Here is a 26,346-nt window from a genome sequence, read left to right as displayed (position 1 = left end):
CTAAAAACTCCCACGCAAGAAAAAAGCGTAAAATCAATAAACTCACGCCGCTGCTAATACCTTGCATCTTACAATCTTTCATTTTTTTCCTCTGATTGATTAGCTATTTTATGAAATTATTTAGTTCATTATGGTAGGAAATGCTTCCTTGTTATTCTATTAGTCGGAGATAAGCCTTTTTTCTTACACTTTTTTTTCAAAAAATTGAAAATATTATTTTTTGTAAAAATGCAGATAACATTAAGGGCAAAGATTCTAATAATCTTCGCCCTTTTATCTTTTACTAATTAATGTAGTAATCAGCTAATTCAACAGTCCCCGATAGGTTGTTTCTGTTAAAACAGGCGGCAAACCTTGATTATAACGATGTGGGCTAACAAAATTGTAATACATCACATAAGCTCTCACATCGTCCATCGCTTGCCCCAAGGTTTCTTGCATCCATTCATATTTAAAGCTGCGGAACCAACGCTCCATTGGGGCATTATCCCAACAGTTACCTTGGCGACTCATACTTTGGGTTACCTGAATGAAGGTTGGGAGGAATAGCTACACCTTGAGTTTGAAAAAATGGAAAATTTATGCGGTAAATTAGTCAATTTTCGGACTTTGTGCAACTGCTACATAATACCGCAGCTGTTTTAAAAACGTTGTGAAAATCGACCGCACTTTTTTATAAAAGCCGTGCCACCATTTATCAAATATGATGTATCACTAATCTTTTCCCTTGATAATCCAACACGTCTGCATCCAAATTAAACACAGATTTTAAGTTTTCTTTCGTGATAATTTCGGTAGGTGTACCAATCATGGCAATTTCACCGTTTTTCATGGCGACAATGGTGTCAGCGTAGGCGGCAGCCATATTAATATCATGTACCACCATAACGGTTGTTAGTGCGAGTTCATCAGTGAGTTGACGTAATAGACGCATGAGTTCACGTGCATGGAACATGTCCAGATTATTGAGTGGCTCATCTAACAAAACATGATCGGTTTGTTGGCAAAATGTCATGGCTATGAGCGCCCGTTGACGTTGACCGCCGGAAAGTTCGCTAAGAAAACGATTAGCTAAGGGTGCTAATTCAAAACGTTGTAAGGCATCGCGGATAATGGCATTGTCTTCTTCCGTCGGGCGCCCCTGATGGTGCGGATAACGACCGAAAATCAACAAATCTTTTACCGTAATGCGACTATGAATCACGTTATCTTGGGTCAGAATTGCCAGGTTTTGCGCAATTATGCGTGATGAGGTGGTGGCAATATCCATATCATTTAGCCAAATTTGCCCTTGTTGAATCGGATTTAAGCGCGCAACCAAAGAGAGTAGCGTGGATTTCCCGGCACCATTAGCGCCAATCAATGCGGTAACGCCACCGTTTGGGATGGTGAGATTAATGTTATTTAAAATCTTCGCTTGATTAATTTTATAGGTTATATTTTCAATTTTTATCACAAGATATTCCTTTATTTTGCCCGTCTTAACATCAAATAGATAAACACCAATCCACCGACAAACTCGATAACCACGCTAAGCACACCCTGCATCTTCATTACCTGTTCAAATACGGCTTGACCGCTTACTAATGTGATGGCCGACACCATAAACGTCATTGGGATGCGAATGCTGTGATGCATGGTCGGGCTGATGGCATTGACGATGGCACATACCAATAAGCCTAAAAATAGAATCGGCCCCACAAGTGCGGTGGAAATTGACACTAAAAATGCGCAGCAAATGAGTAATTGGCGGCTGAACTGATGATATTCCAAGCCTAATCCGATAGCGCGTTCACGCCCCAGTAGGAGTACATCTAATTTAAAACGTTGTTGCCAAATCCACAGGGCACTGACCAATGTAATGACAGTACCAATCCATAATAAGGTTGGGTTCACCGTGTTAAAACTGGCAAAGGAAGATCCTTGTGCAACGGCGAATTCATTCGGATCGATCATGCGCTGTAGCAGGTTGTTTACACTACGGAAAAGCACACCGAAAATAATTCCCACCAAAATCATGCGGGCGAGATCGCTGTTGTTTTTGCTGAGTGTACGGAATAACAGGAGTGCGCCAAGCAACATAAGCAAAGTTTCAAAGGCAAATTTGCCGGCCACATTGAGTTGTGTAAATCCAATCCCGCCGAAGAAAAACACTAAAATGCTTTGCACCAATAAATATAAGGAATCAAAGCCTAAAATGCTGGGTGTTAGAATCGGGTTATTGGTTAAGGTTTGGAACAGTAATGTAGATATGCCAATGGTGTAAGCCATTATCAGCAATAACAAGAGTTTCTTTCCACGAAACGGCAAAATGAAATCCCAGTTACCATTGGCGTGATAGGTCATAAAAAAGACGCAAGCAAGCGTGAGTAAGGCACCGAGTAATAACATGACGCGATTATTTTGCATTGGCTTTCCCCTTAAATAACAAATAGAGGAAAATCAATGTACCGACAATGCCGAAAATGGTCGAAATCGGTACTTCATAAGGTGCATTAATGACTCGACCTATAATGTCGCAAACCAAGACCAAATTGGCGCCGAGCAACACAACCGAAGGCAGATTTTGGCGTAATCGGTCACCGGCTAAGCGGGAAATAATATTCGGCACAACCAGGCCAATAAAGGGAATTTGCCCGACGGTGACTACGACTACCGCAGTAATCATCGCCACCACAATTAACGCAAACCACGTCATTTGGCGGTAATTAATTCCTAAGCCGGTACTGATATTTTTCCCCAGTCCGGTAATGCTCAGACGATCGGCCATAATATAAACCACCACAGCAAGGGCGGCGGTAAGCCATAATAATTCATAACGTCCTGCCAAAATGCCGGAAAAATCGCCGGAAAACCAAATGGACAAGGTTTGTAAGCTGTCTGTTTCGTAGGCAAGAAAGGTGGTCATCGCTTCAATAATATTGCCGAACACAATCCCCACCAACGGCACCATGAGACGTTGATGTGGCGGTAATTGCTGTAACAATAAGGTAAAAATGCCCATGCCAATGAGTGCGGAGACGGTGGCGAAGGACATTTTGAGAAGCAAGGCGGCGCTTGGAAATAGCAGACTGGTTAATAAAATCCCCAATGCTGCGCTTTGACTGGCGCCGATCATGCCCGGTTCAATAAAGCGATTTTTTAAGACAATTTGTAATACCATGCCTGCCACGCCAAGGGTCGCTCCCACTAAAATCACGGCGAAGGTACGAGGTAATCGACTGACTAGCAGGACTTGCATTTGTTCTGGCTGAGAAAAAAATTGAGACCAATGGAAATCGGCTACGCCCACGGTAATGCTTAATGCGGCGAGTAATACAAGAATGAAAAAATTTATCCGATTTAGGGTAAAAATATTCGACATGGCGTTTTTTAGGCAATAAAAAGTTCTCTTCATTATTGCCTTAGTTTGACACAATGAAGAGAACGATAAGTGTGATTATTTTTTCTCGAAAGCGGTTTTAATCGCGTTTAAGTCCGTTTTTAATTGTTCCGCACCGCCCGGGGCTAGGTAGGAAGCGCTACTGAGATAAACGACGTGCCCGTTTTTCCAGGCTTTAGTGCGACGAACCAATTCATTATCCAACACGTCTTTGGCGGTTTTACCCTCTTCGCCAATAGCAGAAATGCGATCTAACACAAACAACCAGTCAGGATTAGTTTTTTCAATAAACTCAAAGCTTGCCGGTTGGCCATGGCCGGTACCTTTAATGCTAGGATCTGCCATTGGTACGCCAAGTTCATCATGAATAAAACTTAAACGATAACCGCTACCGAATGCGGAAATTTTGCCACCGTTGACTAAAATAATTAAACCGTTGCCTTTGTCTTTCACGGCGGCTTTAGTGTCTTTTAATAAGGTTTCCAATTCACCTTTTAACTTATCTGCAGCCGCTTGTTTATCAAATAAACGGCCGAAACTGTCAATGCGTTGAAGGCCGCTTTCCACTAATTTATCGCCGTTATCGGTTAAATCGATCGTTTTTGCAATGGCGCTGACATCATCAAATTTTTTCGCCGTGCGGGTGCCGACAATGATTAAATCAGGTTTAAGTTCATTTAAGGCTTCAAGATTTGGCTCAAAAATGGTACCGACATTTTTTGCCGAATCTAAGGTTGGTTTTAAATAAGGAAGTATTTTGCCGACATCTGCCGCACCATCTACTTTCACACCTAATGCTTGCAAGGTATCAAGGCTTCCCGTATCAAATACTGCAATTTTGGCTGGCGGTGCTGCTAATGTCACTTCTCCTCGTGCCGTTGGAATCGTAATTTCTTTTGCGTAAGTAGAGACAGCGATCGTGATGCAACTTAATGCTAATAATGTTTTTTTCAACATTCTAAAACCTCTTTATTTGAAATTGAAAATTATTCTCATATATTCTATCTCAATTTAGCAAAAGGTAAATGTAAATGTTGGAAACAATCGTTATTTCTCAATGCGGAGAAGAAGATGGAAAGATAAAAGTGCGGTTAAAAAAACGAATATTTTTCTGACCGCACTTTTCCTTTCAACGCCCCTTTAATTTCCTTACAATAACGCCAACTTTTAACCCATTTTCTCTAATGAAGGAGTTTATTATCATGAATAGAAGACGTTTTATCCAAATCGGTGCAACCAGCGTGTTGGCGCTCAGTTGCCATCGCATGGCGTTTGCGAAAAGCGATAACCAAGTCGATTTACGCATTATCGGTACCACCGATATTCACAGTTTTTTGACGGATTTTGACTATTACAAAGACGCGCCGACAGAGAAATTCGGGTTTACTCGTGCAGCAAGTTTGATTCGTCAAGCTCGTGCGGAAGTGAAAAACAGCGTGTTGGTTGATAACGGCGATTTAATTCAAGGTAACCCTATTGCTGACTATCAAGCAGCAGTGGGCTATAAAGAAGGTAAGCCAAACCCGGCGGTGGATTGCTTGAATGCCATGCATTATGAAGTAGGCACATTGGGTAACCACGAGTTTAACTACGGTTTGGATTATTTAGCCGATGCTATTAAACAGGCGAAGTTCCCGATTGTGAACGCCAACGTGGTGAAAGTGGGAACAGAGGAGCCTTATTATACACCTTATGTGATTCAGGAAAAAACAGTGGTGGACAATAAAGGCAAGTCGCATAAGTTAAAAATCGGTTATATCGGTTTTGTGCCGCCGCAAATTATGGTATGGGATAAAGCCAATTTAACGGGCAAAGTGGAAACCCGCGACATTGTAAAAAGTGCGCAAAAATATGTGCCGGAAATGAAGAAAAAAGGCGCGGATATTATCGTGGCGTTGGCACATACCGGCCCATCTGACGAGCCGTATCATGAAGGTGCAGAAAACTCTGCGTTCTATCTTGCGGATGTGCCGCACATTGATGCGGTGATTTTCGGTCACTCCCACCGTTTGTTCCCGAACAAAGAGTTTGCAAAATCACCGAACGCAGATATTGCCAAAGGCACCGTAAAAGGTGTGCCGGAAAGTATGGCGGGCTATTGGGCGAACAATATCAGTGTCGTGGATTTGGTGTTGAGCGAGCATAATGGCAAATGGATTGTGACCGACGGCAAAGCGGTATTGCGTCCGATTTATGATGCGGAAAACAAAAAGGCGTTGGCAGAAAATGACCCGGAAGTGACCGCACTTTTAAAAGAAACTCATGAAGCGACCCGTAAATTCGTGGCACAGCCGATTGGTAAAGCCACCGACAATATGTATAGCTATTTGGCATTGGTGCAAGATGACCCAACCATTCAAATTGTTAACCAAGCGCAAAAAGCTTATGTGGAAAAAGTTGCTTCAAGCGTACCTGCCATGGCCGGCTTGCCAATTTTAAGTGCAGGCGCACCATTTAAAGCGGGCGGACGTAAAAACGATCCGACAGGCTACACCGAAGTGAACAAAGGCGAGTTAACGTTCCGTAATGCAGCGGATTTATACTTGTATCCGAATACCTTGGTGGTCGTGAAAGTCAGCGGTGAACAATTGAAAGAATGGTTGGAATGCAGCGCGGGGATGTTTAAGAAAATCGATCCTGCCAGCGACAAACCACAATCTTTATTGGATTGGGAAGGCTTCCGCACCTATAACTTCGATGTGATCGACGGTGTCAATTATGAATACGATTTAACCCAACCACCACGTTATGACGGCGAGTGTAAGTTAATCAATCCGGATGCCCACCGCGTGGTGAATTTGACTTACCAAGGCAAACCGGTGGATCCGAAAGCGGAATTCTTAATCGCGACCAATAACTACCGTGCTTACGGTAATAAATTCCCGGGTACCGGCGACAAGCACATTGTTTACGCATCACCGGATGAAAACCGTCAAGTGTTGGCAGATTACATCAAAGCTACCAGTGAAAAAGACGGCGCAGTGAACCCACGTGCCGACAAAAACTGGCGCTTTGTGCCGATCAAAGGTAATGATAAATTAGATGTCCGCTTTGAAACGTCACCAAGCGAACAAACGGCGCAATTTATCAAAGAAAATGCTCAATACCCAATGAAACAGGTGGGTACTGATGAAGTGGGATTTGCGGTATATCAAATTGATTTATCAGGCAAATAATTCTCCCCAAATAAAAAAGGCATCCGATGGGTGCCTTTTTTATTGTTAAAGTGCGGTGGTTTTTTCAAACGTTTTTTGAATTGTTTTGATTTATTCAGCCGGGAACACAAACGGATTCAAACCGCTTTTCATAAAGCCTTTTTTCTCCATTTCCATATCCAAAAAGATAGACGCTAAATCATCAGCAATTACTTCCATTTTCGGATCTTTTTCTTGGTATAAGGCTTTAAGGTAGCTGTGGCAGCTTCCACAACTTTCGCTGCGAACTGCCGCTAAATGCTCATCAAAGGACCAATAATCCAAATCGCTGTTTTCTCCACAGTTTGTGCATTGTGTGCGCACCATATTCCATTCGCTTTCACATAAAGAACAGTGCATGTAGCGCAAGCCTTGATTGGTGCCTAAATGAATCATGCTGGCCGTTGGAGAGGCGCTACAAACTGGGCAAAGATGTAAATCTTCGGTACTTTCTTGTTTGGCGTTGTGCGGAATTTGTTGCACTAATTGGAACCAATACAAGGATAATGCAGCCCATACAAAGACGGCTTTGTCACTGGAAATAGTGGCAAATTCTTGTGCCAAGACTTTATCGGCAAGGTTTTCCAATTCACTGTCAGCGGCTTTTTCTAACCATTCAATGGTGGTGAGAATCTGGTCGTTGGCAGAAGGTTTTAATTTCTCTAAAAGTGCAGTCAATAATTTGCGCCAAATTGGGTCACGCTGCCAGTTTTTTACATCCAACGGTTTATTCGCTAATTGTTCACCGGAAAGCGCTTGCAGACGTGGATCTTGTGGAATCGGCATGCTTTCAAGCAAGGCTAACTGCGCATCGGCAATCGCGGCGGCAAACAACAGATAATCAGCGAGCGGGTGATCCTGCGCTAATTCTCTTAAACGTGCGGCACGGCGTTGATATAAATTTTTCGGGTTGGAAAACAACAGCGGTGGCGCGGTATAGGACGCTGCCGCTTGTTTAATTTCATTTTCAGGTAGAATTCGGATACTCATAATTTTAGGACTTATTGTTAATAGAAAGTGAAAATTCATGCCTATTATAGGCGCATAAATTTACTGTTCAATGACCGAAACGGGTAATTTTTATTTATTTTCCAGCCATTGTTTAATGCGGTTTACCCCTTCTTGCAAATGCTCGATGTTGCGTGTGTAAGCAAAGCGCAAATAATGCTTTGTACCATTTTGCCCAAAATCAATGCCCGGTGTTGTGGCGACCTGAATTTCATGGAGCATTTGTTTGGCAAATTCATAGCTGTCATTAGTGTATTTGGATACATCCGCCCACAAATAAAAAGCGCCTTGGGGTTTAAACTCAATGGTAAAAATGTCTTTTAAGGCGTTATATAAAAAATCGCGACGTTCTTGGAATTGTTGTTTCACTTGCGCTAGATGGGCTTCATCAAAGGCTTCTAATGCGGCATATTGGCTTAATGTTGGTGCAGAAATAAAGATATTTTGCGCAATGATTTCAGCTTCACGCACTTTATCCTCCGGCACGATAATCCAGCCTAAACGTAAGCCCGGCATACAGAAATATTTAGAAAAACCGTTGATGACATAGGCCTTATCGTTAAATTGCAAGGCGGTTGCAGCAGCTTCGTCATACACCAAACCGTGATACAACTCATCGGAAATAAACGCAATGTCGTGTTCGCGGCAATATTCATTAAGCGCTTTCAAGCGTTCGGTGGTGTAAATATTGCCTGTCGGGTTTGCCGGCGAGGAAATTTGTAGCGCTTTAATTTGATGGCGTTTTAATTGCTCCACGCTTAATTGATAACAATCTTGTTTATCGACCGACATGAATTCCGGTTGAATATCCATCATATAAGCAAAATTTTTATAGCAAGGATAAGACGGATCCGTTAAGCCTAATTTGTCGCCGTTATTTAAGGTAAGGGCATAAGCGACCAAGAATGCACCGCTGGTGCCCGGAGTAAGTAAAATCCGATTCGGATTGATTTTCACCTGATAAGTGCGGTCATAATACGCCGCAATTTTTTCTCGTAATGCCAGAAGCCCAAGGCTTTCTGTGTAACTAAATTGATTGTTCTGCACGGCATTTTGCAGTGCGGCTTTGACTTTATCGGAAGGCGGTAAATCCGGCTGACCGATTTCAAAATGAATAGCGTTCGGGTATTTCGCCGCTTCTCGTACAATATCCATCACAATAAAAGCGGACATGTTGTCGTAACGCATAATGTTTCCTTTTTTCTCTTTTTTTAGAAAATTTTAAGCTTCTTAATCTTTTCTTAATTTTTACTTGATTTAATCGCTTTCAACAAAGCAAGGGGGCTTTGTGATAATGAACCTTATGAAGGAGATTTCAAATGAAGAAACGTAGTTTAGCAACAATTTTCGTATTAGCAACCGTTGCCGCAAGCGGCGCTTTTGCCAAAGGTGGTTTCCAAGATCCGCACGCACAACAGGCACAACATGCACAATATCACCACAAAGGTGAATTCAAACACGGTGGCTTTATCAACGGTAATCAAACCGTCAGCAAAGCAGCAGATGCAAATACCTGGAAAGACGATCAATACATTATTTTGCAAGGTAACATCGTCAAACAAGTGGGCAAGGATGACTTTATTTTCAAAGATGCCAGCGGTGAACTCCAAGTGGAAATCGACCGTAAAGCATGGCGCGGTCAGGATATTTCCCCAAGTGATGAAGTGAAGCTTTACGGTGAAGTAGATAAATCTTGGGATAAAATGGAAGTCGATATTGATCGTGTCGAAAAAATTGTAAAATAATCTGACTAAAAACAGAAAGTGGTGATGAGCCACTTTTTGTTTGTTTTTATTATGGCGATTTCTCAAGTAAAAGTGCGGTGGTTTTTTTATGCGAATTTTATTGATCGAAGACGATGCGCTTATTGGCAACGGCATTCAAATCGGTTTGATCAAATCGGGCTTTGCGGTGGATTGGTTTACCGACGGCAAAAGCGGATTGGCGGCAGCGCAAGGCGCGCCTTATGATGCGGTGGTGTTAGATTTAACGTTGCCGAAAATGGATGGCTTAGATGTGTTGCAGGCATGGCGTAAAAACGGGCAGGATGTGCCGGTGTTAATCCTGACTGCGCGAGATACTTTAGATGAGCGTATCACGGGCTTACAACGCGGCGCAGATGATTATTTATGCAAGCCGTTTGCGCTGGCGGAAGTGGTGGCACGCTTGCAAGCGTTGATTCGTCGTCGTTATGGGCATGCCAGCCCGATTATTCAGCATAGCTGTGTCAAATTCGATCCGAATCAACGTAAAGTATTGTTGAACGAACAAGAAATAGCATTAACCACGCGCGAATACAAACTGCTTGAGCTATTTATGCTGAATAAAGAACGCGTTCTCACCCGTGATTTTATTGAAGAAAAACTTTACAACTGGGATGACGAAGTCAACAGCAATGCCCTGGAAGTGCATATTTATAATTTGCGCCAAAAACTCGGTAAACAATTTATTCGCACCGTGCATGGCGTGGGCTATGCCTTAGGAAAAAATGATGAAGAAACTGAATTGGCACAAGCGTAGTCTCCGTTTTCGATTAATTGCCACTTTGTCCTTGGTGTCTGTTTTGGTGTGGTTGATCTCCACGGCGGTAGCGTGGTTTCAAGTCCGTAAAGAAGTGAATCAAGTTTTTGATGCACAACAAATTCTCTTTGCCGAACGGCTAGCTTCTTCTGATTTACGCCATCTGTTAATCGATCGTCACAACCCACAACCACGCCGTCCTTTTAAAAAACATCGTTTTGACGATGATGCGTTGGCCTTTGCGATTTTTACCACCGACGGCACGATTGTGCTCAGTGACGGTGAAAATGGCGAAAACTTTATTTATGCGCCTCAAAAAGGCTTTTCACTCAGTAAAATTCGTGATGACGACGATGACTGGCGTATTTTCTGGTTGCCTGTTGCCGGTGGGCGTTTAATCGTTGCCGTGGGGCAGGAACAGGAATATCGCGATGAACTGATCAATAAAATGGTATTCGGCCAAATGTGGATTTGGTTTGCCGGCTTGCCGTTTTTATTAGCGGCCCTCGGGTTGATTATTCGCCGAGAATTACGCAGCCTAAAAGAAGTGGGCGAACAAGTGGCGAAACGCCCGCCGGATGACACGTCGTTGTTACCGACCGACAATTTGCCGACCGAAATTTTGCCGTTAATTCAAAATTTAAATCAATTTTTCGACCGCACTTCTGCCACCTTATTACGTGAACGCCGCTTTACGTCAGATGCGGCCCATGAATTGCGCAGCCCGCTTGCCGCTTTGCGTATTCAAACGGAAGTGGCGCAACTTGCCGGTGATGACGCTCACTTGCGTGAACAGGCATTAGAAAATCTGACTAAAGGTATCGATCGCGCAACCCAGCTGATCGAGCAATTATTAACGCTTTCCCGCTTGGATAATTTGAAAGAACTGGAGAATTTACAGGAAATTCATTGGGAACAGTTGATTCCATCGCTGATGGGGGAATTGTATTTTCATGCGGAAAAACACCAAATTACGCTGGCATTTGAGCTCATCGCCGTGCCACCGGTAAAAATGGGGCAGCCGTTGTTGTTGGCGCTTATGTTGCGTAATCTAATAGACAATGCCATTCGTTATTGCCCGGTGGGCAGTCAGGTTAAAGTGCGATTGGAAAAAAACAAGATTTTGGTGGAAGACAACGGTGGCGGTGTGGATGAGGCGGATCTGGCTAAACTCGGTCAACGGTTCTATCGCCCCGCCGGTCAAAACGAAAAAGGTAGCGGCTTGGGCTTGTCTATTGTTCGCCGCATTGCCGAATTGCATCATTACCAACTCAACCTTTCTAACCGTAAAAATGCTGCCGGTGAGCGTATTGGTTTGTGTGCAGAGATTTTGTTGTAAGTCGATAAAAAGACGGGGCTAAAAGTGCGGTGAATTTTCACCGCACTTTTTTGTTTAATGCGGTTGAATAGGTTTTATGAAAATAAAAAAGCAAGCCAAAAGGCTTGCTTTTTTTCGTTGTAAAGTGCGGTTCCCAAAGAGAGCGTTTTACGCTTTTTTGTATAATTGCGGTAACGCAGAATCTTTGTTTGTCGCCAGTAAACCTGTGCGGGAATAGATGCCGAGTTTGTCGCGGGTGTCGGTGATATCAAGGTTACGCATGGTTAATTGACCAATACGATCGACCGGATCAAACGGTGCATTTTCCACTTTCTCCATACTCAAACGTTCCGGATGGTAGGTTAAATTCGGCGATTCGGTATTGAGTAAGGAGTAGTCGTTACCACGACGTAACTCTAAAGTCACTTCACCGGTGACTGCGCGAGCCACCCAACGTTGAGCGGTTTCGCGCAACATTAAGGCTTGTGGATCGAACCAGCGACCTTGGTATAACAAGCGGCCTAAACGGATACCGTTGATGCGGTATTGTTCAATGGTGTCTTCGTTGTGGATGCCGGTCACTAAACGCTCGTAAGCGATGTGTAAGAGAGCCATTCCCGGGGCTTCGTAGATGCCGCGAGATTTTGCCTCAATGATACGGTTTTCGATTTGGTCGGACATCCCTAAACCATGGCGACCACCAATACGGTTGGCTTCAAGGAATAATTCTACGATGTTGTCGAAGGTTTTACCGTTTAATGCCACCGGAATGCCTTCTTCAAAGCGCACCGTCACTTCTTCTGCTTTGATTTGTACATCTTCACGCCAGAATGGTACGCCCATGATTGGGTTCACGATACGAATACCGGAATTTAAGAATTCCAAGTCTTTTGCTTCGTGAGTCGCGCCAAGCATGTTGGAGTCGGTGGAATAGGCTTTTTCGACAGACATTTTGTAATCAAAGCCATTTTCAATTAAGAAGTTAGACATCTCAAAACGGCCGCCCAATTCATCGATGAATTTTTGATCCAACCAAGGTTTATAAATTTTTAAATTTGGGTTGGTCATTAAGCCGTAACGATAGAAACGTTCGATGTCGTTGCCTTTGTAAGTACTGCCGTCCCCCCAAATATTGACATCATCTTCTTTCATGGCGGAGACCAACATGGTGCCGGTCACCGCACGGCCTAATGGAGTAGTGTTGAAATAAGTCAAACCACCTGTCGTCACGTGAAACGCACCGCATTGGATCGCCGCAATGCCTTCTTGGGCTAATTGCGTGCGGCAGTCGATTAAGCGGGCCATTTCTGCGCCATATTCTTTGGCTTTGCGTGGAATAGCCTCGTAATCCTCTTCATCCGGTTGGCCAAGGTTCGCGGTGTAAGCGCAAGGAATGGCGCCGTGTTGACGCATCCAAAGCAGTGCCGCGCTGGTGTCTAAGCCGCCGGAAAAGGCGATACCGACTTTTTCACCTTTGGGTAAGTGTTGCAAAATGGTATTTGACATATTTTCTTTCCTTATCTGTGTTTGTTTGGGTTAATGGGGTTAATAAAACGGCGTTGTAAAAACATTTCGAAAAACAACCGCACTTTTATTCTTCTGTTGTCAGCATTAAATTCGGATCCGGATATTGGTAAACAAATTCTAATTCATGACAAATTTTTTCCGCCATGATAATGCGCTGCGGATCTTGGTCTGAGTTAATAAAGTGCGGAGGTTCTAGCCCGTATTTTTCCGCCGCATATTGATAATAGGCTTCTCGTGTAGGGTGTATTGGCGCGGCCAAATGATATAAACGGTAGCCGCCCGGGGTTTCTAACAATAATTGAATGGCGCGTGCGCAATCGTCTAGATGGACTAAATTCACGGGAGAATGACCGCACTTGAGTGCTTGTTTTCCGGCAAGAGAATAAACAGGGTGGCGATCGTTGCCGACTAAACCGGCAAAACGAATAATATCGCAATCGATGTCTTGCATTTTTGCCAAGCCGTTTTCAATTTCAACTAAGGCGCGACCAATGTTACTGCTTGGTTGTGGTGTGACGGATTCATCAAAATGGGCGGAAATATCAGGAAAAACGGAGACGGAACTAATAAAGATAATGTGGTTTACGCCTTGTAATAAGGCTTCGTTAACCAGATTTTGTACGCCTTCGACATATTGATTGAGATCGAAAAAATATTGGCTTGGTGGAATATTAATGATCAGCGAATCCACATCGAGCAACGCACTGATATCATCAGGATCCGCATTAATTTCAGGGGTAAGTTCCAAATGATAGGCTTCCAAACGCATTAAACGCATTTGTTCTACACCATCGTGCGTGCGTTTTGTGCCTTTCACTTCCCAGCCTAGATTTTTTAAATGTCGCGCCAGTGGCAAACCTAGCCAACCTAACCCGACAATGGCGACCGACCTCATATTACTCCTATCCGGTTACAAAAATTCCCACTATTCTAATGCATAGCGGGAATTCCTTTAAGTGTTATTTTGTTAATAAATCCAAGGCTTCTTGGTATTTATCTACGGTCTTCTGAATGACATCCGACGGCACTTTCGGTGCCGGTGGCTGTTTATTCCAACCGCTGTTTTCCAACCAGTCACGGATAAATTGTTTATCAAAAGACGGCGGGTTTGTGTCTTCTTTATAGGTTTCTACCGACCAGAAACGGCTGGAATCAGGTGTTAATACCTCATCCATCAAGGTTAGTGTGCCGTTTTCATCCAAGCCGAATTCAAATTTGGTGTCACAAATAATGATACCTTTGGTTAAGGCATATTTCGCCGCTTCGGTATAAAGGGCGATGGCTTTTTCTTTCACTTGCGCTGCTAAATCTTTGCCGATTAAGTTTTCGCACTCGGCATAGCTAATATTAATATCGTGATTGCCGATTTCTTCTTTGCTGGATGGCGTGAAAATCGGTTCAGGCAATTTGCTGGCTTCTACCAACCCTTTTGGTAAGACTAAACCGCAAATGGTACCGGTTTGTTTGTAATCTTTCAGGCCGCTGCCGGTTAAATAACCGCGCACGATAGATTCGATTTTAATCGGGGTTAAGCGTTTGCAAACCACGGCGCGATCTTTCACTAAATCGGCTTCTGCTTTGGGCAACACATCGTAAACGCTGTCGCCGGTAAAATGATTCGGCATAATATGCGCCAGTTTGTTAAACCAAAAGTTAGAAATTTGTGTCAGGATTTCGCCTTTACGCGGAATCGGATCATCTAAAATCACATCGAACGCCGACAATCTGTCACTGGCGACCATCAACATTCGTTTGTCATCAATTTCATACAAATCCCGCACTTTGCCGGAATAGATTTTTTTAAGACTGAGTTGTGTCATTTCATTCCCTTTTTATCTGCGTAAAAATCATGGCGCGTATTGTACCGCACTTTTCACGCAAACGTTTGCATTTTTTGGGATTTTTATTGATGTTGACTTCATGTTGTAGTAAGAGAAAAAAGTGCGGTCAGAAAAAAGGATGTTTTATGACGTATCAAAATATGCCCAAAATGTACCGCGACTTTGTCGCAACATGCTCGCATTCATGATGCTCAAACTTGAAAAAATGGGCTAAAAAGCATATAGTTGCGCCACACATTTTAGGACCGTCATTTAAGGCGGTTTCTTTATTTCTTTATCAAATAATACAGACAGCACAGATGACATACCCACAAGAACAAGTTAATAAACGCCGCACTTTTGCGATTATTTCTCACCCCGATGCGGGGAAAACCACGATTACCGAAAAGGTTTTGCTTTATGGTAACGCCATTCAAAAAGCCGGTTCGGTGAAAGGCAAAGGTTCTGCGCAACATGCGAAATCCGACTGGATGGAAATGGAAAAACAACGTGGGATTTCCATTACCACTTCCGTGATGCAATTCCCATACAACGATTGTTTGGTCAACCTGCTGGATACTCCGGGGCATGAGGATTTCTCTGAAGATACTTACCGCACTTTAACAGCAGTGGACAGCTGCTTGATGGTCATTGACTCCGCCAAAGGGGTTGAGGAACGTACCATTAAATTAATGGAAGTTACCCGTTTGCGCGACACGCCGATCATCACGTTTATGAACAAACTTGACCGTGATATTCGTGATCCGATGGAATTGTTGGACGAAGTTGAAAGCGTGTTGAAAATTCACTGCGCACCGATTACTTGGCCTATCGGCTGCGGCAAATTGTTTAAAGGCGTGTATCACTTATATAAAGACGAAACCTATCTCTATCAAACAGGGCAAGGGCATACTATTCAAGAAGTGCGCATTGTGAAAGGCTTGAATAATCCGGAATTGGATAACGCCGTAGGTGACGATTTGGCACAACAATTACGTGATGAATTAGAACTGGTAAAAGGCGCCAGCAATGAATTTGACTTAGATTTATTCCTAAACGGCGAACTGACACCGGTCTTTTTCGGTACGGCGTTAGGGAATTTTGGTGTAGATCATTTCCTTGACGGCTTAACCGAATGGGCGCCTGCACCGCAAGCCCGTCAGGCAGATACGCGTAAAGTGTCTGCTGACGAAGAAAAATTCAGTGGTTTCGTGTTTAAAATTCAAGCCAATATGGATCCAAAACACCGCGACCGTGTTGCCTTCTTACGCGTCGTGTCCGGAAAATACGAAAAAGGCATGAAACTCAAACATGTGCGTATCGGCAAAGAGGTAGTCATTTCTGATGCCTTAACTTTTATGGCGGGCGACCGTGCGCATGCGGAAGAAGCCTATGCCGGCGACATTATCGGCTTGCATAATCACGGCACGATTCAAATCGGCGATACCTTTACCCAAGGAGAAGAGTTAAAATTCACGGGCATTCCAAACTTTGCACCGGAATTATTCCGCCGTATTCGTTTGAAAGATCCACTTAAGCAAAAACAATTATTAAAAGGCTTGGTACAGCTTTCCGAGGAAGGCGCCGTGCAGGTTTTCCGTCCGTTACTGAATAACGATTTAATCGTGGGTGCGGTGGGTGTGTTGCAGTTTGATGTGGTCGTTTCGCGTTTGAAATCCGAATACAACGTAGAAGCCATTTACGAAACCGTCAACGTGGCAACGGCGCGTTGGGTGGAATGTGGCGACGCGAAAAAATTTGAAGAGTTTAAACGTAAAAATGAACAAAACTTGGCGTTAGACGGTGGCGATAACCTCACTTATATCGCTCCAACGATGGTGAATCTCAATCTTGCGCAAGAACGTTATCCGAACGTAACATTCTTCAAAACCCGAGAACATTAATTCGTTTAAAAAACGTTAAAAAGAAGACCGCACTGTAAGGGATTAAAGTGCGGTCTTTTTTCTAGGTGTTTTTATTTACTTGTTTTCTTCTTCATTACCATTTTTCAAGGTGGAGAAGTAGTTCGCCAAAATTGGGCCGGAAACGTTGTGCCAGAAGCTGAACACAGCGCTTGGTACGGCAGCGATTGGGTTCAAATGCGCAGTGGCAAGTGCTGCGCCTAAACCGGAGTTTTGCATACCTACTTCAATGGCGATGGCTTTACTGTCATAGTTATTTAATTTGAGTAATTTGGCAGCCATAAAGCCGATGAGGTAACCCAAACAGTTGTGCAACACAACCACACCGAAAATCAATAAGCCGGAGTCGATGATTTTGTCTTTGCTTCCGGCAACCACAGCTGCAAGAATTAAGACAATCGCAACGACGGAAACCAAAGGCATGGTTTGGCTGATTTGTGACATTTGTTTTTTGAACAAGGCACGAATCACCAAGCCTAAGAAAATTGGGAAAAGCACCATTTCTAATACAGAAACGAACATCGCCGTCGCGTTAATTTCGATCCATTGGCTGGCCAACACATAGAAAATCACCGGTGTTAATAATGGCGCTAATAAGGTGGAAATGGTGGTGCAAGCCACGGAAAGTGCGGTATTACCACGGGCTAAATAGGTCATTACGTTAGAAGAAGTCCCTCCCGGGCAGGCGCCGACGAGAATCACACCAGCGGCCAAATCGTCCGGCAGGTTCAATGCTTTTGCGAGGACAAATGCAATGGATGGCATGATTACAAATTGTCCGACGACACCGACAATGACGGCTTTCGGATGTTTTGCAACTTCACTGAAATCATTGAAAGTGAGCGTAATCCCCATGCCAAACATCACAATACCGAGCAAGTAAGGAATATATTGGCGGAGCCATAAGAAGGTTTCCGGCGAGAGAAAGGCGAGAAGAGCGAAAAGTAGTACCCAAAGAGCAAAAGTTTTACTGACAAATTGGGTAAATTTAAGCAATGCGTGCATAAAAAATCCTTAAAATTAAAAGTACGAGTAGTGAAAAAAGGTAGTCAACATAGCAGAAAATAGGAGAAATGAAAAAATATTTTCAGTATGAAAAGGCGAAAACGTGAATTTTTTTATTTTCGCAAGAAATTCACGTTTTTAACTCATGAAAAATTCAGTCAAAAATAACCGCACTTTAATGGAACAAGCGCGCCCACATCTCCCGCACAAACGCCCGTTCTGCGCAAAATTCTGACGCATCCACCACAGAGGGTAAACCGAGTAAATTCAAATGGTGAATACGGTTGCGCAGATCGACATAACATTGTTTTAAGCGTTCGCTGTCGGCGTCAGAAATTACGCCGTATTCCGCCATGATCTCAAAAATCCGCACATTGTCTGACCAACGGGTGAGTGCGGGCTGTTGCGGCGAATGCGCCAACACCAAATATTGTGCGATAAATTCAATGTCCGTGATGCCGCCTTGGTCGGTTTTAATGTTGAATTGGGCGTCATCATGTTTTGCCAAATGTTCATACATTTTTTCCCGCATTTCGCTGACATCCTGTTTCAGTTGAACTACGTCACGCGGGGCAGAAAGCACGTTGTGGCGAATGGTTTCAAATTCGTCTCGGAGTTTCTGTTCACCGAACACTGCACGGCTACGCACCAAGGCTTGTTTTTCCCAGGTCCAGGCTTCGTTTAGTTGATAGTTTTCAAAGGCGGCGAAAGAGCAACCAAGCAACCCGGCATCACCGGATGGGCGTAGGCGCATATCCACGTCATATAAAATCCCGGCGCTGGTATTCATGCTGAAAATACTGACGATTTTTTGGGCTAAACGTAAATAAAATTGGTTGCTGTCGATGACTTTTTTGCCGCCAACGGTTTGACTGTTGCTAGCGGGATCGTATAGGAAGACGAGATCTAAGTCCGATTTATAGCCTAATTCAATGCCGCCCAATTTGCCGTAGCCTACCACGAGGAAGTTTTTCTCTCCTTCTGCCAAATGTTCGGGCACCCCAAAACGCACGGCGATTTGTTGCCACGCCAAATTGACCACCGCGCCGATAATCGCCTCAGCCAAATAGGTGAGATGATCGCTCACTTTCATCACCGGCAACACGCCGAGAATATCGGCCGCGGCAATGCGGAGCAGGGCAGCGTGCTTAAACTGGCGCAAGCCGTCGATAAATTGTTCTTCGTCATCTTGCGGCAGGCGCAATAAATATTGCTGTAATTCGGAGGCATACTCGGTAAAGTGCGGTGGATTTCGCAGGGATTTTTGATCGAGCAATTCATCGAGCAAAATCGGATGGCACGCCACTTGTTCCGCAATAAATTTTGATTGGGCGCAAAGTTCGATAAGCTGCGTCAAGGCTTGCGGATTTTCTGCTAATAGCTCGAGGTAAGTGGTACGCGTGAGGATTTTTTCAATAATCGTCAAAATTCGTGGCAGTAAAACAGGGCTGTTGGGCGTGTGTAAAACTTGTTGTAACAGGTTTGGCATTAAGCGATTTAGCACTGCCCGCCCGCGCACACCAATGGCATAACGAGGCAGTTCGTTGCGGAATTGCAACAGGCGATCCAACACTGCATCTTGTTCCGTCTCCGGCACGCCGTTTTGTTGCAAAATGCCGAGCAATTCTTGTTCGTCAAAATCCGTTTCGAGGAAGTCTTCCCACGCATTTTCCGACGTATTTTCTTCTTGCTCATCGCCAATTAATGACTGAAAAACCGACCGCACTTTGCGCTGATGTTCTTGTAACACGGTGAGAAAACTCGCCCAATCGTGAATCGGGTAGGTGACGGAAACACTTTTTTGTTGCGCACCCCATTGGGTAAATTCCGCGCAGGCGAAGATTAAACGTAGACGATCCCATTCATTCTCGGGCAGTTGTTGGGTTTGTTGATCTTTGATGGCTTGCAGCACATTTTCCGCGCGACGTAGAAATAAATAGGCATGGCGCAAATCGGATTCCTGTTCGATGGAAATCAAATTCAGCCTGCTCAGTTCCGGCAATAAATTCAGCAATTCGTGCTGCTGCAAGGCAATTTCCCGCCCACCGCGAATTAACTGGAAAACCTGCACGATAAACTCAATTTCACGAATGCCACCCGCGCCCAATTTGATGTTATCTGTGAGGTTACGGCGGCGCACTTCGCGTTCGATTTTTTGTTTCATCTCACGCAACGCGTGAATTACACTGAAATCAATGTAGCGACGATACACAAATGGGCGCAATAAATTCTGTAAAACGGCAACATTCGGATCCGTTGATTGCGCACCTAAAATGCGACCTTTGATCATGGCGTAACGTTCCCAATCGCGTCCTTGATCCTGATAATACTGTTCCATGGCGTTAAAACTGAGTGCCAGCGCGCCGCTGTCGCCAAAGGGACGTAAACGCATATCCGTGCGGTACACAAAGCCATCGGCAGTGTATTGATCCAACGCGTTAATCAAGCGTTGCCCCAAACGGGTGAAAAACTTCGCATTATCTACGCTTCGGCGCGCCCCCACGGTTTCCCCTTGGCTTGGATAAGTAAAAATCAAATCAATGTCGGAAGAAAAATTCAGTTCAAAACCGCCCAGTTTACCCATGCCGAGAATATATAACTGCTGCGCGTTGCCCTGCGCATCCATCGGTGTACCCATTTCTTCACAAGCCCGCACATAAAGCCAATCGCGCGCACCAATAATCAGACTTTCCGCCAGTTGTGACAAGCGAATAAAAACCTGTTCCACCGTGGCAAAATTGAGACTTTGGCAAACACTCAGCTTCACCATTTCACGGGCGCGAAACAGACGTAATTCTCGATAAAACTGTTCTTCCGTTTGCACATGCTGTAACACCTCGTCCAACCGCTCGGCGTACTGGTCACAGTCCTCAAAGTGCGGTAGTTTTTCCCAACATTTTGCTAAAAACGCAGGCTGTTTCTGCCACGCCTCCGCCACAAAATCCGACATCGCCACCGCCACCGCCATTTGCCCGATATTCGTTGTGGGATCTTCTCTTTGTTGTTCGATTTGTTCAAACAAGGTGGAATCGAATTTTTCCGGAAAAGAGTGAATTAAAACCTCGGCGAGAGAACGGAGTTTATCGGCAAATTGAGCAACAAAAGACATAGTGAATCCTTATGAAAAATGGTGCATAAACTTTAGCATGAAATAGGGGAAATTTCAGGGGAGAAACAGCCAACTTCGGACGACTATGTGTCGATATATTACAATCTCCTTGCCCTTCCTCAGCAAAATAGATAGACTGAATCTCGTTATTAGTCGGGGTGCTTTGTGCTGAGATCATACCCGTGAACCTGATACAGTTAATACTGACGTAGGAAACTAACGAGAAAATCATACTTCCTTTCTTTTTCTCCACATCTTCTTCATTCGTCATTATTGCTGATTATCTTTTTTCATTAAAAAAGGAACAATGATGCAATATGAGTTTTGTCGTTCTGTGCCGGTAAATGGCGGAGGACGTTATGAGTAAAGTCGCGCAAGCGTTGACCATTGCTGGGTCAGATAGCGGTGGTGGCGCCGGAATTCAGGCAGATTTAAAAACATTTCAAATGCGAGGTGTGTTTGGTACTTCGGTGATTACGGCCGTCACGGCGCAAAACACCTTAGGCGTCTTTGATATTCACGCCATCCCCCTTCAAACTATTCAAAGCCAGCTGAAAGCGATTGCTGATGATTTCACGATTAGCGCCTTTAAAATCGGTATGTTAGGCACAGCAGAGATTATCGAATGTGTCGCTGAGGCATTAAATCAGTATCACTTCGGTACGTTGGTGTTAGATCCTGTTATGATCGCCAAAGGCGGTGCGCCGTTGTTGCAACAAAGTGCGGTCGATTCTTTGAATACATTTTTATTGCCGTTAGCAGATGTGATTACGCCGAACTTGCCGGAAGCCAAGGCTCTGACAGGCGTGGAGGTCATGGACGATCAAACGGCGCAACACGCGGCGAAAATTTTACAGGAACGAGGTGTGAAAACGGTGGTGATTAAAGGCGGACACAGCGCGCATTCACAAAGTGCGGTATGTCGCGATTGGGTTTTTACCCCTGATGTGCAATTTACTTTAGAAAGTCCACGTTATGCGACAGCGCAAACCCATGGTACGGGTTGCACGTTCTCCGCTTGTATGACGGCGGAGCTTGCCAAAGGCGTTTCCGTGGAACAGGCGATTAAAACCGCAAAAGACTACATTACGGCGGCAATCAGCCATCCGTTAAATATCGGTCATGGACATGGGCCAACTAATCATTGGGCTTATCAAAATAAAATGTAATTTAGACTGAGGAACAGACACATGAAAAAAACAACGTTAATTTTGACCGCACTTTCTTTATGCGCCGGCACCGCATTGGCGAATCATTATGAAGAAACCGTGAATATTTATACTTACGATTCTTTTACGTCTGATTGGGGCGCCGGCCCGAAAATAAAACAAGCATTTGAACAGCAATTCCCACTTTGCAAGGTGAATTATATGCCATTTGAAAGCGGCGGCACGTTGTTTAACCGCGTGCGTCTGGAAGGGCATAAAACCAAAGCGGATATCGTGTTAGGCTTGGATAATTTTGTATTGGATGAAGCGAAAAAAAGCCAATTATTTGATTCAAATAGCATCGACTTAAGCCAACTTTCTTTGCCAAATCAATGGACGGATAACACGTTCTTGCCTTACGATTTCGGCACATACGCCTTTGTCTATGACAAAAATAAAGTGAAAAATCCACCGAAAAGCCTAAAAGAATTGGTAGAGCGTGAAGATTTACGTGTGATCTATCAAGATCCGCGCACCAGCAGCGTGGGACGGGGGTTGTTAGTGTGGATGAATACGGTTTATCCGGCAGACCAAGTGGCGCAAGCCTGGCAACAACTTGCCAAACACACAGTTACGGTGGGCAAGGGCTGGTCTGACACTTACGGCGCATTCTTGAAAGGGGAGGCAGATGTCGTATTAAGTTACACCACTTCGCCGTTATACCATCAATTATTTGAAAATAAAGAGAATTATGCGGCAACCACGTTTGCTGAAGGCAATGTGATGCAAGTAGAATTGGCAGCGCGAATCGCAGAGCATAAAAATCAATGTGCTGATCATTTCATGGATTTTTTACTGACACCGGAAGCGCAAAAGCCGATTGTCACGGCAAACGTGATGTTCCCGGTGATCCAAGCGCCGGTTGAACCGCACTTTGATGCCCTAAAAGAAACTGTGTTGAAGCAGTCTTTTTTGAATACCTCCAATATTAGCCCAGAAACGTTGCGGAGTTGGATTAATCAATGGCAAACCACATTAACTAAATAAGTTGAACGATGTTTTGGTTGTCTCGTTCATTGTTTACCCGCTTATTTTTTTCTAGCCCGCAATTCCGCCCGCGTCATTATGTGGGCGGAGTTAGCGTTATTTTGCTGATTTCGTTGCTTTATGGCTTTGCCATGCATGCCGTGTTGGCGCAGGGCACTGAATTTCAGTGGCAACAGTTCTTTGCCGATCGCTATTTGCATCACGTTATTGCGTTTAGCTTCGGGCAAGCGTTACTTTCTGCGTTGTTATCCCTGTTCTTCGGTGTGCTACTCGCTCGTGCTTTTTATTATGTGGAATTTGTCGGCAAATCCTTTTTGCTGAAAATCATGTCACTCACTTTTGTGTTGCCGGTGTTGGTGGCGATTTTCGGCTTAATTGGCATTTATGGTGCCTCCGGTTGGATTGCACAAATCTTGCATTTTTTTGACCGCACTTGGACGGGCAGCATTTACGGCTTGTCAGGGATTTTAATTGCGCATCTTTTTTTTAACATTCCGCTGGCAACCAAACTGTTTTTACAAAGTTTGGAAAGCATTCCTTATGAACAGCATCAGTTGGCGGCACAACTGAATATTCGTGGTTGGCGTTTTGTGCGATTGGTGGAATGGCATGCACTGCGTCGCCAGATGTTGCCGACTTTCAGCTTGATTTTTATGCTCTGTTTTACCAGTTTTACGGTGGTGCTCACCTTAGGTGGTGGGCCGCAATATACCACGCTAGAAACGGCGATTTATCAGGCGATTTTATTTGAATTTGATTTGCCGAAAGCGGCAGTGTTTGCCTTGTTGCAGTTTATGTTTTGTTTGTTGCTATTTACGTTTAGCAGTCTGTTCAATAACACTTCACAAACCACGTTAAGTAGCCCGTATCGTTGGCTGAGCCCATCGAAAAGTGCGGTCAAATTTTTCCATGTTTTTTTGCTCGGTGTTTTTGTGTGTTTTATGTTGTCGCCGTTGTTAAATATTTTGTTTAGCGCACTGACATCCGGAAAATGGCTGACGGCGTGGCACAATCCGCAACTGTGGAAAGCCTTAATCTACTCTTTAACTATTGCGCCTGCGTCCGCTTTACTGGCGTTGCTCATGGCGGTGGCATTGTTGTTACTCTCACGCCGTTTGCAATGGCTGTATTATGTAAAAACAGCGCAATTTATTCTCAATGCCGGCATGGTGATTTTAGCGATTCCCATTTTGGTGTTGGCGATGGGATTATTTTTATTGTTGCGTGACGTGGATTTTAGCAATGCCCATTTATTTGCCATTGTCGTTGCCTGTAACGCCTTGAGTGCTATGCCTTTCGTACTGCGCATTTTGACTGAGCCATTCAACAACAATATGTTGTATTACGAACGTTTGTGTAATTCCCTTGGGATTGTCGGCTGGCAACGTTTTCGTCTGATTGAATGGCATACACTTCGTACACCGATAAACTATGCACTTGCCTTGGCATTTGCGCTTTCCTTGGGGGATTTCACGGCGATTGCGTTGTTCGGCAACCAAGAATTCACCTCATTGCCCCATTTGTTATATCAACAATTAGGCAGTTATCGTTACCAAGAAGCCGCTGTCACTGCCGGTATTTTGCTGTTATTATGCGGCGCTATTTTCGCCTTAATTGAAAATCAAAAGGAACAACATGATTCGCTTAGATAACGTATTTTTAGCGGATGATACCCTGCCAATGACATTTGACTTGCAGGTGGCAGAAGGGGAGCGTATTGCCATTATTGGTCCAAGCGGTGCGGGTAAAAGTACGTTGTTCAATTTAATTGCCGGTTTCGTATTGCCGACACAAGGCAATATTTGGTTAAACGGTGAAAACCATACCCGTAGCGCGCCGTATGAGCGACCTGTGTCCATGTTGTTTCAAGAGAACAATTTATTTCCGCATTTAACCGTGCAACAAAATTTGGCATTGGGCTTAAAAACAAGCTTAAAATTGACCGCACTTGAGCAAGATCAGATCGAACAGGTTGCTGATGCGGTAGGATTAACCTCCTTTTTATCCCGTCTGCCAAACAGTTTGTCGGGCGGACAAAAACAACGGGTCGCATTGGCGCGTTGTTTGTTGCGTGATAAACCGATTTTATTGTTGGACGAACCGTTTTCTGCGCTCGATCCTGAATTGAGAATGGACATGCTCAATTTGATTGATGAGCTTTGCCACAGTAAAAACCTAACATTGTTGCTTGTGACCCATCAACCGTCAGAGCTGACGGGCAAAGTGGATCGTATGCTTCGTATTGAAAATGGTCGGATAAGCCAGCAAGAAAAATGCGCTTAAAATGCACCGCACTTTTTATTTACTTTGTTTTACTTAAGGAGACCTATGTCAACTAGTACCTTACAAATTTACTCCATCACACCGCACCCAACCGCAGAATATTGGTCGGTGTGCAAAGTAGAAGCCCTATTTGAAACGCCCTTTTTAGATTTAGTTTATCGCGCGGCACAAATCCATCGCAAAAATTTCAATCCACGCGCGATTCAGCTTTCTACTTTAATGTCGATTAAAACCGGTGGTTGTCCGGAGGATTGTGGGTATTGTCCGCAATCAGCGCGTTATCAAACGGGCGTGCAAAATCAAGAATTGTTAAACGTGGAAGACATCGTGGCAAAAGCCAAAATCGCCAAAGCGCGTGGTGCTGGTCGTTTCTGTATGGGCGCCGCATGGCGCGGGCCAAAACCGAAAGACATCGCAAAAGTGACAGAAATTATCAAAGCGGTGAAATCTCTCGGTATGGAAACTTGCGGTACTTTCGGTTTATTACAAGATGGCATGGCAGAAGAATTAAAAGACGCGGGCTTGGATTACTACAATCACAACTTAGACACTGCACCGGAACATTACAGCGAAGTGATTGGTACACGCCGTTTTGACGATCGTATCAGTACCTTAGGTAAAGTGCGCAAAGCCGGCTTGAAAGTGTGTTGTGGCGGGATTGTGGGCATGAATGAAACCCGCAAAGAACGCGCAGGACTCATCGCCAGCCTGGCGAATTTGGATCCTCAACCGGAATCTGTGCCTATCAACCAATTAGTGAAAATCGAAGGCACACCGCTTGCCGATGCAGAAGAACTAGATTGGACAGAATTTGTGCGCACCATTGCCGTAGCACGTATTACCATGCCAAACAGTTACGTCCGCCTATCCGCCGGCCGCCAAGGCATGAGCGAAGAAATGCAAGCAATGTGTTTCATGGCGGGGGCTAACTCGATTTTCTACGGCGACAAGCTGCTCGTCACCGGCAACCCGGAAGAAGACGGCGACCGTTTATTGATGGAAAAACTCGATTTAGAACCGGAAACGGAAGAGAACAAACAGTTGCGTTAATGGTTAATTGAAA

22 protein-coding genes, 1 pseudogene and 1 riboswitch are annotated in these 26,346 nt (G+C 44.3%); of the genes and pseudogenes, 10 read left to right on the top strand and 13 right to left on the bottom strand.

All coding sequences use genetic code 11. The features are described 5' to 3' along the window. The 6 genes and pseudogenes from ACO5E4_RS07425 to ACO5E4_RS07400 all read right to left on the bottom strand — a co-directional run. A pseudogene (locus ACO5E4_RS07425) lies at positions 1-67 on the bottom strand (HvfX family Cu-binding RiPP maturation protein); the annotation flags it as partial. A gap of 236 nt (positions 68-303) precedes the next feature. After that, on the bottom strand, positions 304-531 hold the full coding sequence (locus ACO5E4_RS07420) for an integrase core domain-containing protein (protein WP_485862603.1): 228 nt from the start codon (positions 529-531) through the stop codon (positions 304-306). Between the two features lie 166 nt (positions 532-697). Next, on the bottom strand, positions 698-1,456 hold the full coding sequence (locus tag ACO5E4_RS07415; protein ID WP_485862598.1) for an iron ABC transporter ATP-binding protein: 759 nt from the start codon (positions 1,454-1,456) through the stop codon (positions 698-700). An 11-nt stretch (positions 1,457-1,467) separates the two neighbouring features. After that, entirely contained in the window at positions 1,468-2,409 is a 942-nt protein-coding gene (locus ACO5E4_RS07410; protein WP_485862597.1) for an iron chelate uptake ABC transporter family permease subunit, read from the bottom strand. Further along, entirely contained in the window at positions 2,399-3,364 is a 966-nt protein-coding gene (locus ACO5E4_RS07405; protein ID WP_485862602.1) for an ABC transporter permease, read from the bottom strand. The genes ACO5E4_RS07410 and ACO5E4_RS07405 overlap by 11 nt, the downstream gene beginning before the upstream one ends. A 75-nt stretch (positions 3,365-3,439) precedes the next feature. Beyond that, positions 3,440-4,339 carry a siderophore ABC transporter substrate-binding protein gene (locus ACO5E4_RS07400; protein WP_485862596.1) on the bottom strand — a complete coding sequence of 300 codons (900 nt, stop codon included), beginning with the start codon at positions 4,337-4,339 and terminating at the stop codon, positions 3,440-3,442. Positions 4,340-4,581: 242 nt separating this feature from the next. On the opposite strand from ACO5E4_RS07400, the gene cpdB reads away from it, so the two are divergent. Next, complete coding sequence (gene cpdB, locus ACO5E4_RS07395; protein WP_485862601.1) at positions 4,582-6,558, top strand: 2',3'-cyclic-nucleotide 2'-phosphodiesterase; 1,977 nt, start codon at positions 4,582-4,584, stop codon at positions 6,556-6,558. A 90-nt stretch (positions 6,559-6,648) separates the two neighbouring features. Here cpdB and fdhE read toward each other — a convergent pair whose 3' ends face one another. Both fdhE and ACO5E4_RS07385 read right to left on the bottom strand, forming a co-directional pair. Then, on the bottom strand, positions 6,649-7,566 hold the full coding sequence (fdhE, locus tag ACO5E4_RS07390; RefSeq protein ID WP_048750277.1) for a formate dehydrogenase accessory protein FdhE: 918 nt from the start codon (positions 7,564-7,566) through the stop codon (positions 6,649-6,651). A gap of 90 nt (positions 7,567-7,656) precedes the next feature. Next, positions 7,657-8,772 (bottom strand): pyridoxal phosphate-dependent aminotransferase, encoded by a 1,116-nt coding sequence (locus tag ACO5E4_RS07385; RefSeq protein WP_048750278.1) that lies wholly within the window; start codon positions 8,770-8,772, stop codon positions 7,657-7,659. A 131-nt stretch (positions 8,773-8,903) separates the two neighbouring features. Here ACO5E4_RS07385 and ACO5E4_RS07380 point away from each other — a divergent pair, with 131 nt between their 5' ends. The 3 genes from ACO5E4_RS07380 to qseC all read left to right on the top strand — a co-directional run bounded on the left by ACO5E4_RS07380 (position 8,904) and on the right by qseC (position 11,443). Next, positions 8,904-9,329: a YgiW/YdeI family stress tolerance OB fold protein gene (locus ACO5E4_RS07380; protein ID WP_048750279.1), complete on the top strand. Its 426-nt coding sequence runs from the start codon at positions 8,904-8,906 to the stop codon at positions 9,327-9,329. A gap of 88 nt (positions 9,330-9,417) precedes the next feature. Then, positions 9,418-10,104, top strand: a complete 687-nt coding sequence (locus ACO5E4_RS07375) for a response regulator (protein WP_485862595.1) — start codon at positions 9,418-9,420, stop codon at positions 10,102-10,104. Beyond that, the gene (gene qseC / locus ACO5E4_RS07370) at positions 10,076-11,443 is read left to right on the top strand and encodes a quorum sensing histidine kinase QseC (protein ID WP_485862600.1); all 1,368 of its coding nucleotides are present in this window, start codon (positions 10,076-10,078) and stop codon (positions 11,441-11,443) included. The genes ACO5E4_RS07375 and qseC overlap by 29 nt, the downstream gene beginning before the upstream one ends. A gap of 147 nt (positions 11,444-11,590) precedes the next feature. Here the strand turns inward: qseC and argG are convergent, their stop codons facing one another. From argG to ACO5E4_RS07355, 3 genes are all read right to left on the bottom strand, one after another. After that, positions 11,591-12,928: an argininosuccinate synthase gene (argG, locus tag ACO5E4_RS07365; protein WP_006718777.1), complete on the bottom strand. Its 1,338-nt coding sequence runs from the start codon at positions 12,926-12,928 to the stop codon at positions 11,591-11,593. Positions 12,929-13,013: 85 nt separating this feature from the next. Beyond that, positions 13,014-13,844, bottom strand: a complete 831-nt coding sequence (locus tag ACO5E4_RS07360; protein WP_485862594.1) for an SDR family oxidoreductase — start codon at positions 13,842-13,844, stop codon at positions 13,014-13,016. 64 nt (positions 13,845-13,908) lie between these two features. After that, positions 13,909-14,769, bottom strand: coding sequence for a phosphoribosylaminoimidazolesuccinocarboxamide synthase (locus tag ACO5E4_RS07355; RefSeq protein WP_485862593.1), 861 nt, complete (start codon positions 14,767-14,769; stop codon positions 13,909-13,911). A gap of 320 nt (positions 14,770-15,089) precedes the next feature. Between ACO5E4_RS07355 and prfC the strand changes: the two genes are divergently transcribed. Continuing rightward, the gene (gene prfC / locus ACO5E4_RS07350) at positions 15,090-16,673 is read left to right on the top strand and encodes a peptide chain release factor 3 (protein WP_485862592.1); all 1,584 of its coding nucleotides are present in this window, start codon (positions 15,090-15,092) and stop codon (positions 16,671-16,673) included. 75 nt (positions 16,674-16,748) lie between these two features. Here the strand turns inward: prfC and ACO5E4_RS07345 are convergent, their stop codons facing one another. Then, positions 16,749-17,696 carry a bile acid:sodium symporter gene (locus tag ACO5E4_RS07345; protein ID WP_314953695.1) on the bottom strand — a complete coding sequence of 316 codons (948 nt, stop codon included), beginning with the start codon at positions 17,694-17,696 and terminating at the stop codon, positions 16,749-16,751. 175 nt (positions 17,697-17,871) lie between these two features. After that, complete coding sequence (glnE, locus tag ACO5E4_RS07340; RefSeq protein ID WP_485862591.1) at positions 17,872-20,805, bottom strand: bifunctional [glutamate--ammonia ligase]-adenylyl-L-tyrosine phosphorylase/[glutamate--ammonia-ligase] adenylyltransferase; 2,934 nt, start codon at positions 20,803-20,805, stop codon at positions 17,872-17,874. A 144-nt stretch (positions 20,806-20,949) separates the two neighbouring features. Beyond that, positions 20,950-21,037: riboswitch (TPP riboswitch) on the top strand. A gap of 127 nt (positions 21,038-21,164) precedes the next feature. Here glnE and thiD point away from each other — a divergent pair. Genes thiD through bioB form a run of 5 tightly spaced genes read left to right on the top strand, consistent with a single transcriptional unit; the run spans position 21,165 to position 26,333 of the window. Beyond that, positions 21,165-21,974, top strand: a complete 810-nt coding sequence (gene thiD / locus ACO5E4_RS07335) for a bifunctional hydroxymethylpyrimidine kinase/phosphomethylpyrimidine kinase (protein WP_485862590.1) — start codon at positions 21,165-21,167, stop codon at positions 21,972-21,974. Between the two features lie 21 nt (positions 21,975-21,995). Continuing rightward, a complete protein-coding gene (gene thiB, locus ACO5E4_RS07330) occupies positions 21,996-23,000 on the top strand; it encodes a thiamine ABC transporter substrate binding subunit (protein WP_485862589.1) in 1,005 nt (334 codons plus the stop codon). 8 nt (positions 23,001-23,008) lie between these two features. Beyond that, positions 23,009-24,652 (top strand): thiamine/thiamine pyrophosphate ABC transporter permease ThiP, encoded by a 1,644-nt coding sequence (gene thiP, locus ACO5E4_RS07325; protein ID WP_485862588.1) that lies wholly within the window; start codon positions 23,009-23,011, stop codon positions 24,650-24,652. Next, on the top strand, positions 24,636-25,283 hold the full coding sequence (gene thiQ, locus ACO5E4_RS07320) for a thiamine ABC transporter ATP-binding protein (protein ID WP_314953685.1): 648 nt from the start codon (positions 24,636-24,638) through the stop codon (positions 25,281-25,283). Before thiP ends, thiQ begins: the two co-directional genes overlap by 17 nt. A gap of 45 nt (positions 25,284-25,328) precedes the next feature. Next, positions 25,329-26,333: a biotin synthase BioB gene (gene bioB / locus ACO5E4_RS07315; RefSeq protein ID WP_485862587.1), complete on the top strand. Its 1,005-nt coding sequence runs from the start codon at positions 25,329-25,331 to the stop codon at positions 26,331-26,333. Positions 26,334-26,346: the final 13 nt, after the last annotated feature.

The organism is Aggregatibacter sp., from assembly GCF_057314075.1.
The sequence above is the reverse complement of the archived record's forward strand: the minus strand, read 5'-3'. Positions and strand labels throughout refer to the sequence as shown.

Bases quoted from the DNA above. Each gene is read 5' to 3' on its own strand.
- ACO5E4_RS07360 (WP_485862594.1), bottom strand. From the start codon at position 13,844: ATGAGGTCGGTCGCCATTGTCGGGTTAGGTTGGCTAGGTTTGCCACTG.
- glnE (WP_485862591.1), bottom strand. From the start codon at position 20,805: ATGTCTTTTGTTGCTCAATTTGCCGATAAACTCCGTTCTCTCGCCGAG.
- ACO5E4_RS07405 (WP_485862602.1), bottom strand. From the start codon at position 3,364: ATGTCGAATATTTTTACCCTAAATCGGATAAATTTTTTCATTCTTGTA.
- ACO5E4_RS07385 (WP_048750278.1), bottom strand. From the start codon at position 8,772: ATGCGTTACGACAACATGTCCGCTTTTATTGTGATGGATATTGTACGA.
- thiB (WP_485862589.1), top strand. From the start codon at position 21,996: ATGAAAAAAACAACGTTAATTTTGACCGCACTTTCTTTATGCGCCGGC.
- argG (WP_006718777.1), bottom strand. From the start codon at position 12,928: ATGTCAAATACCATTTTGCAACACTTACCCAAAGGTGAAAAAGTCGGT.
- ACO5E4_RS07345 (WP_314953695.1), bottom strand. From the start codon at position 17,696: ATGCACGCATTGCTTAAATTTACCCAATTTGTCAGTAAAACTTTTGCT.
- thiP (WP_485862588.1), top strand. From the start codon at position 23,009: ATGTTTTGGTTGTCTCGTTCATTGTTTACCCGCTTATTTTTTTCTAGC.
- thiD (WP_485862590.1), top strand. From the start codon at position 21,165: ATGAGTAAAGTCGCGCAAGCGTTGACCATTGCTGGGTCAGATAGCGGT.
- fdhE (WP_048750277.1), bottom strand. From the start codon at position 7,566: ATGAGTATCCGAATTCTACCTGAAAATGAAATTAAACAAGCGGCAGCG.
- thiQ (WP_314953685.1), top strand. From the start codon at position 24,636: ATGATTCGCTTAGATAACGTATTTTTAGCGGATGATACCCTGCCAATG.
- ACO5E4_RS07355 (WP_485862593.1), bottom strand. From the start codon at position 14,769: ATGACACAACTCAGTCTTAAAAAAATCTATTCCGGCAAAGTGCGGGAT.
- ACO5E4_RS07375 (WP_485862595.1), top strand. From the start codon at position 9,418: ATGCGAATTTTATTGATCGAAGACGATGCGCTTATTGGCAACGGCATT.
- ACO5E4_RS07410 (WP_485862597.1), bottom strand. From the start codon at position 2,409: ATGCAAAATAATCGCGTCATGTTATTACTCGGTGCCTTACTCACGCTT.
- bioB (WP_485862587.1), top strand. From the start codon at position 25,329: ATGTCAACTAGTACCTTACAAATTTACTCCATCACACCGCACCCAACC.
- qseC (WP_485862600.1), top strand. From the start codon at position 10,076: ATGAAGAAACTGAATTGGCACAAGCGTAGTCTCCGTTTTCGATTAATT.
- ACO5E4_RS07380 (WP_048750279.1), top strand. From the start codon at position 8,904: ATGAAGAAACGTAGTTTAGCAACAATTTTCGTATTAGCAACCGTTGCC.
- ACO5E4_RS07400 (WP_485862596.1), bottom strand. From the start codon at position 4,339: ATGTTGAAAAAAACATTATTAGCATTAAGTTGCATCACGATCGCTGTC.
- prfC (WP_485862592.1), top strand. From the start codon at position 15,090: ATGACATACCCACAAGAACAAGTTAATAAACGCCGCACTTTTGCGATT.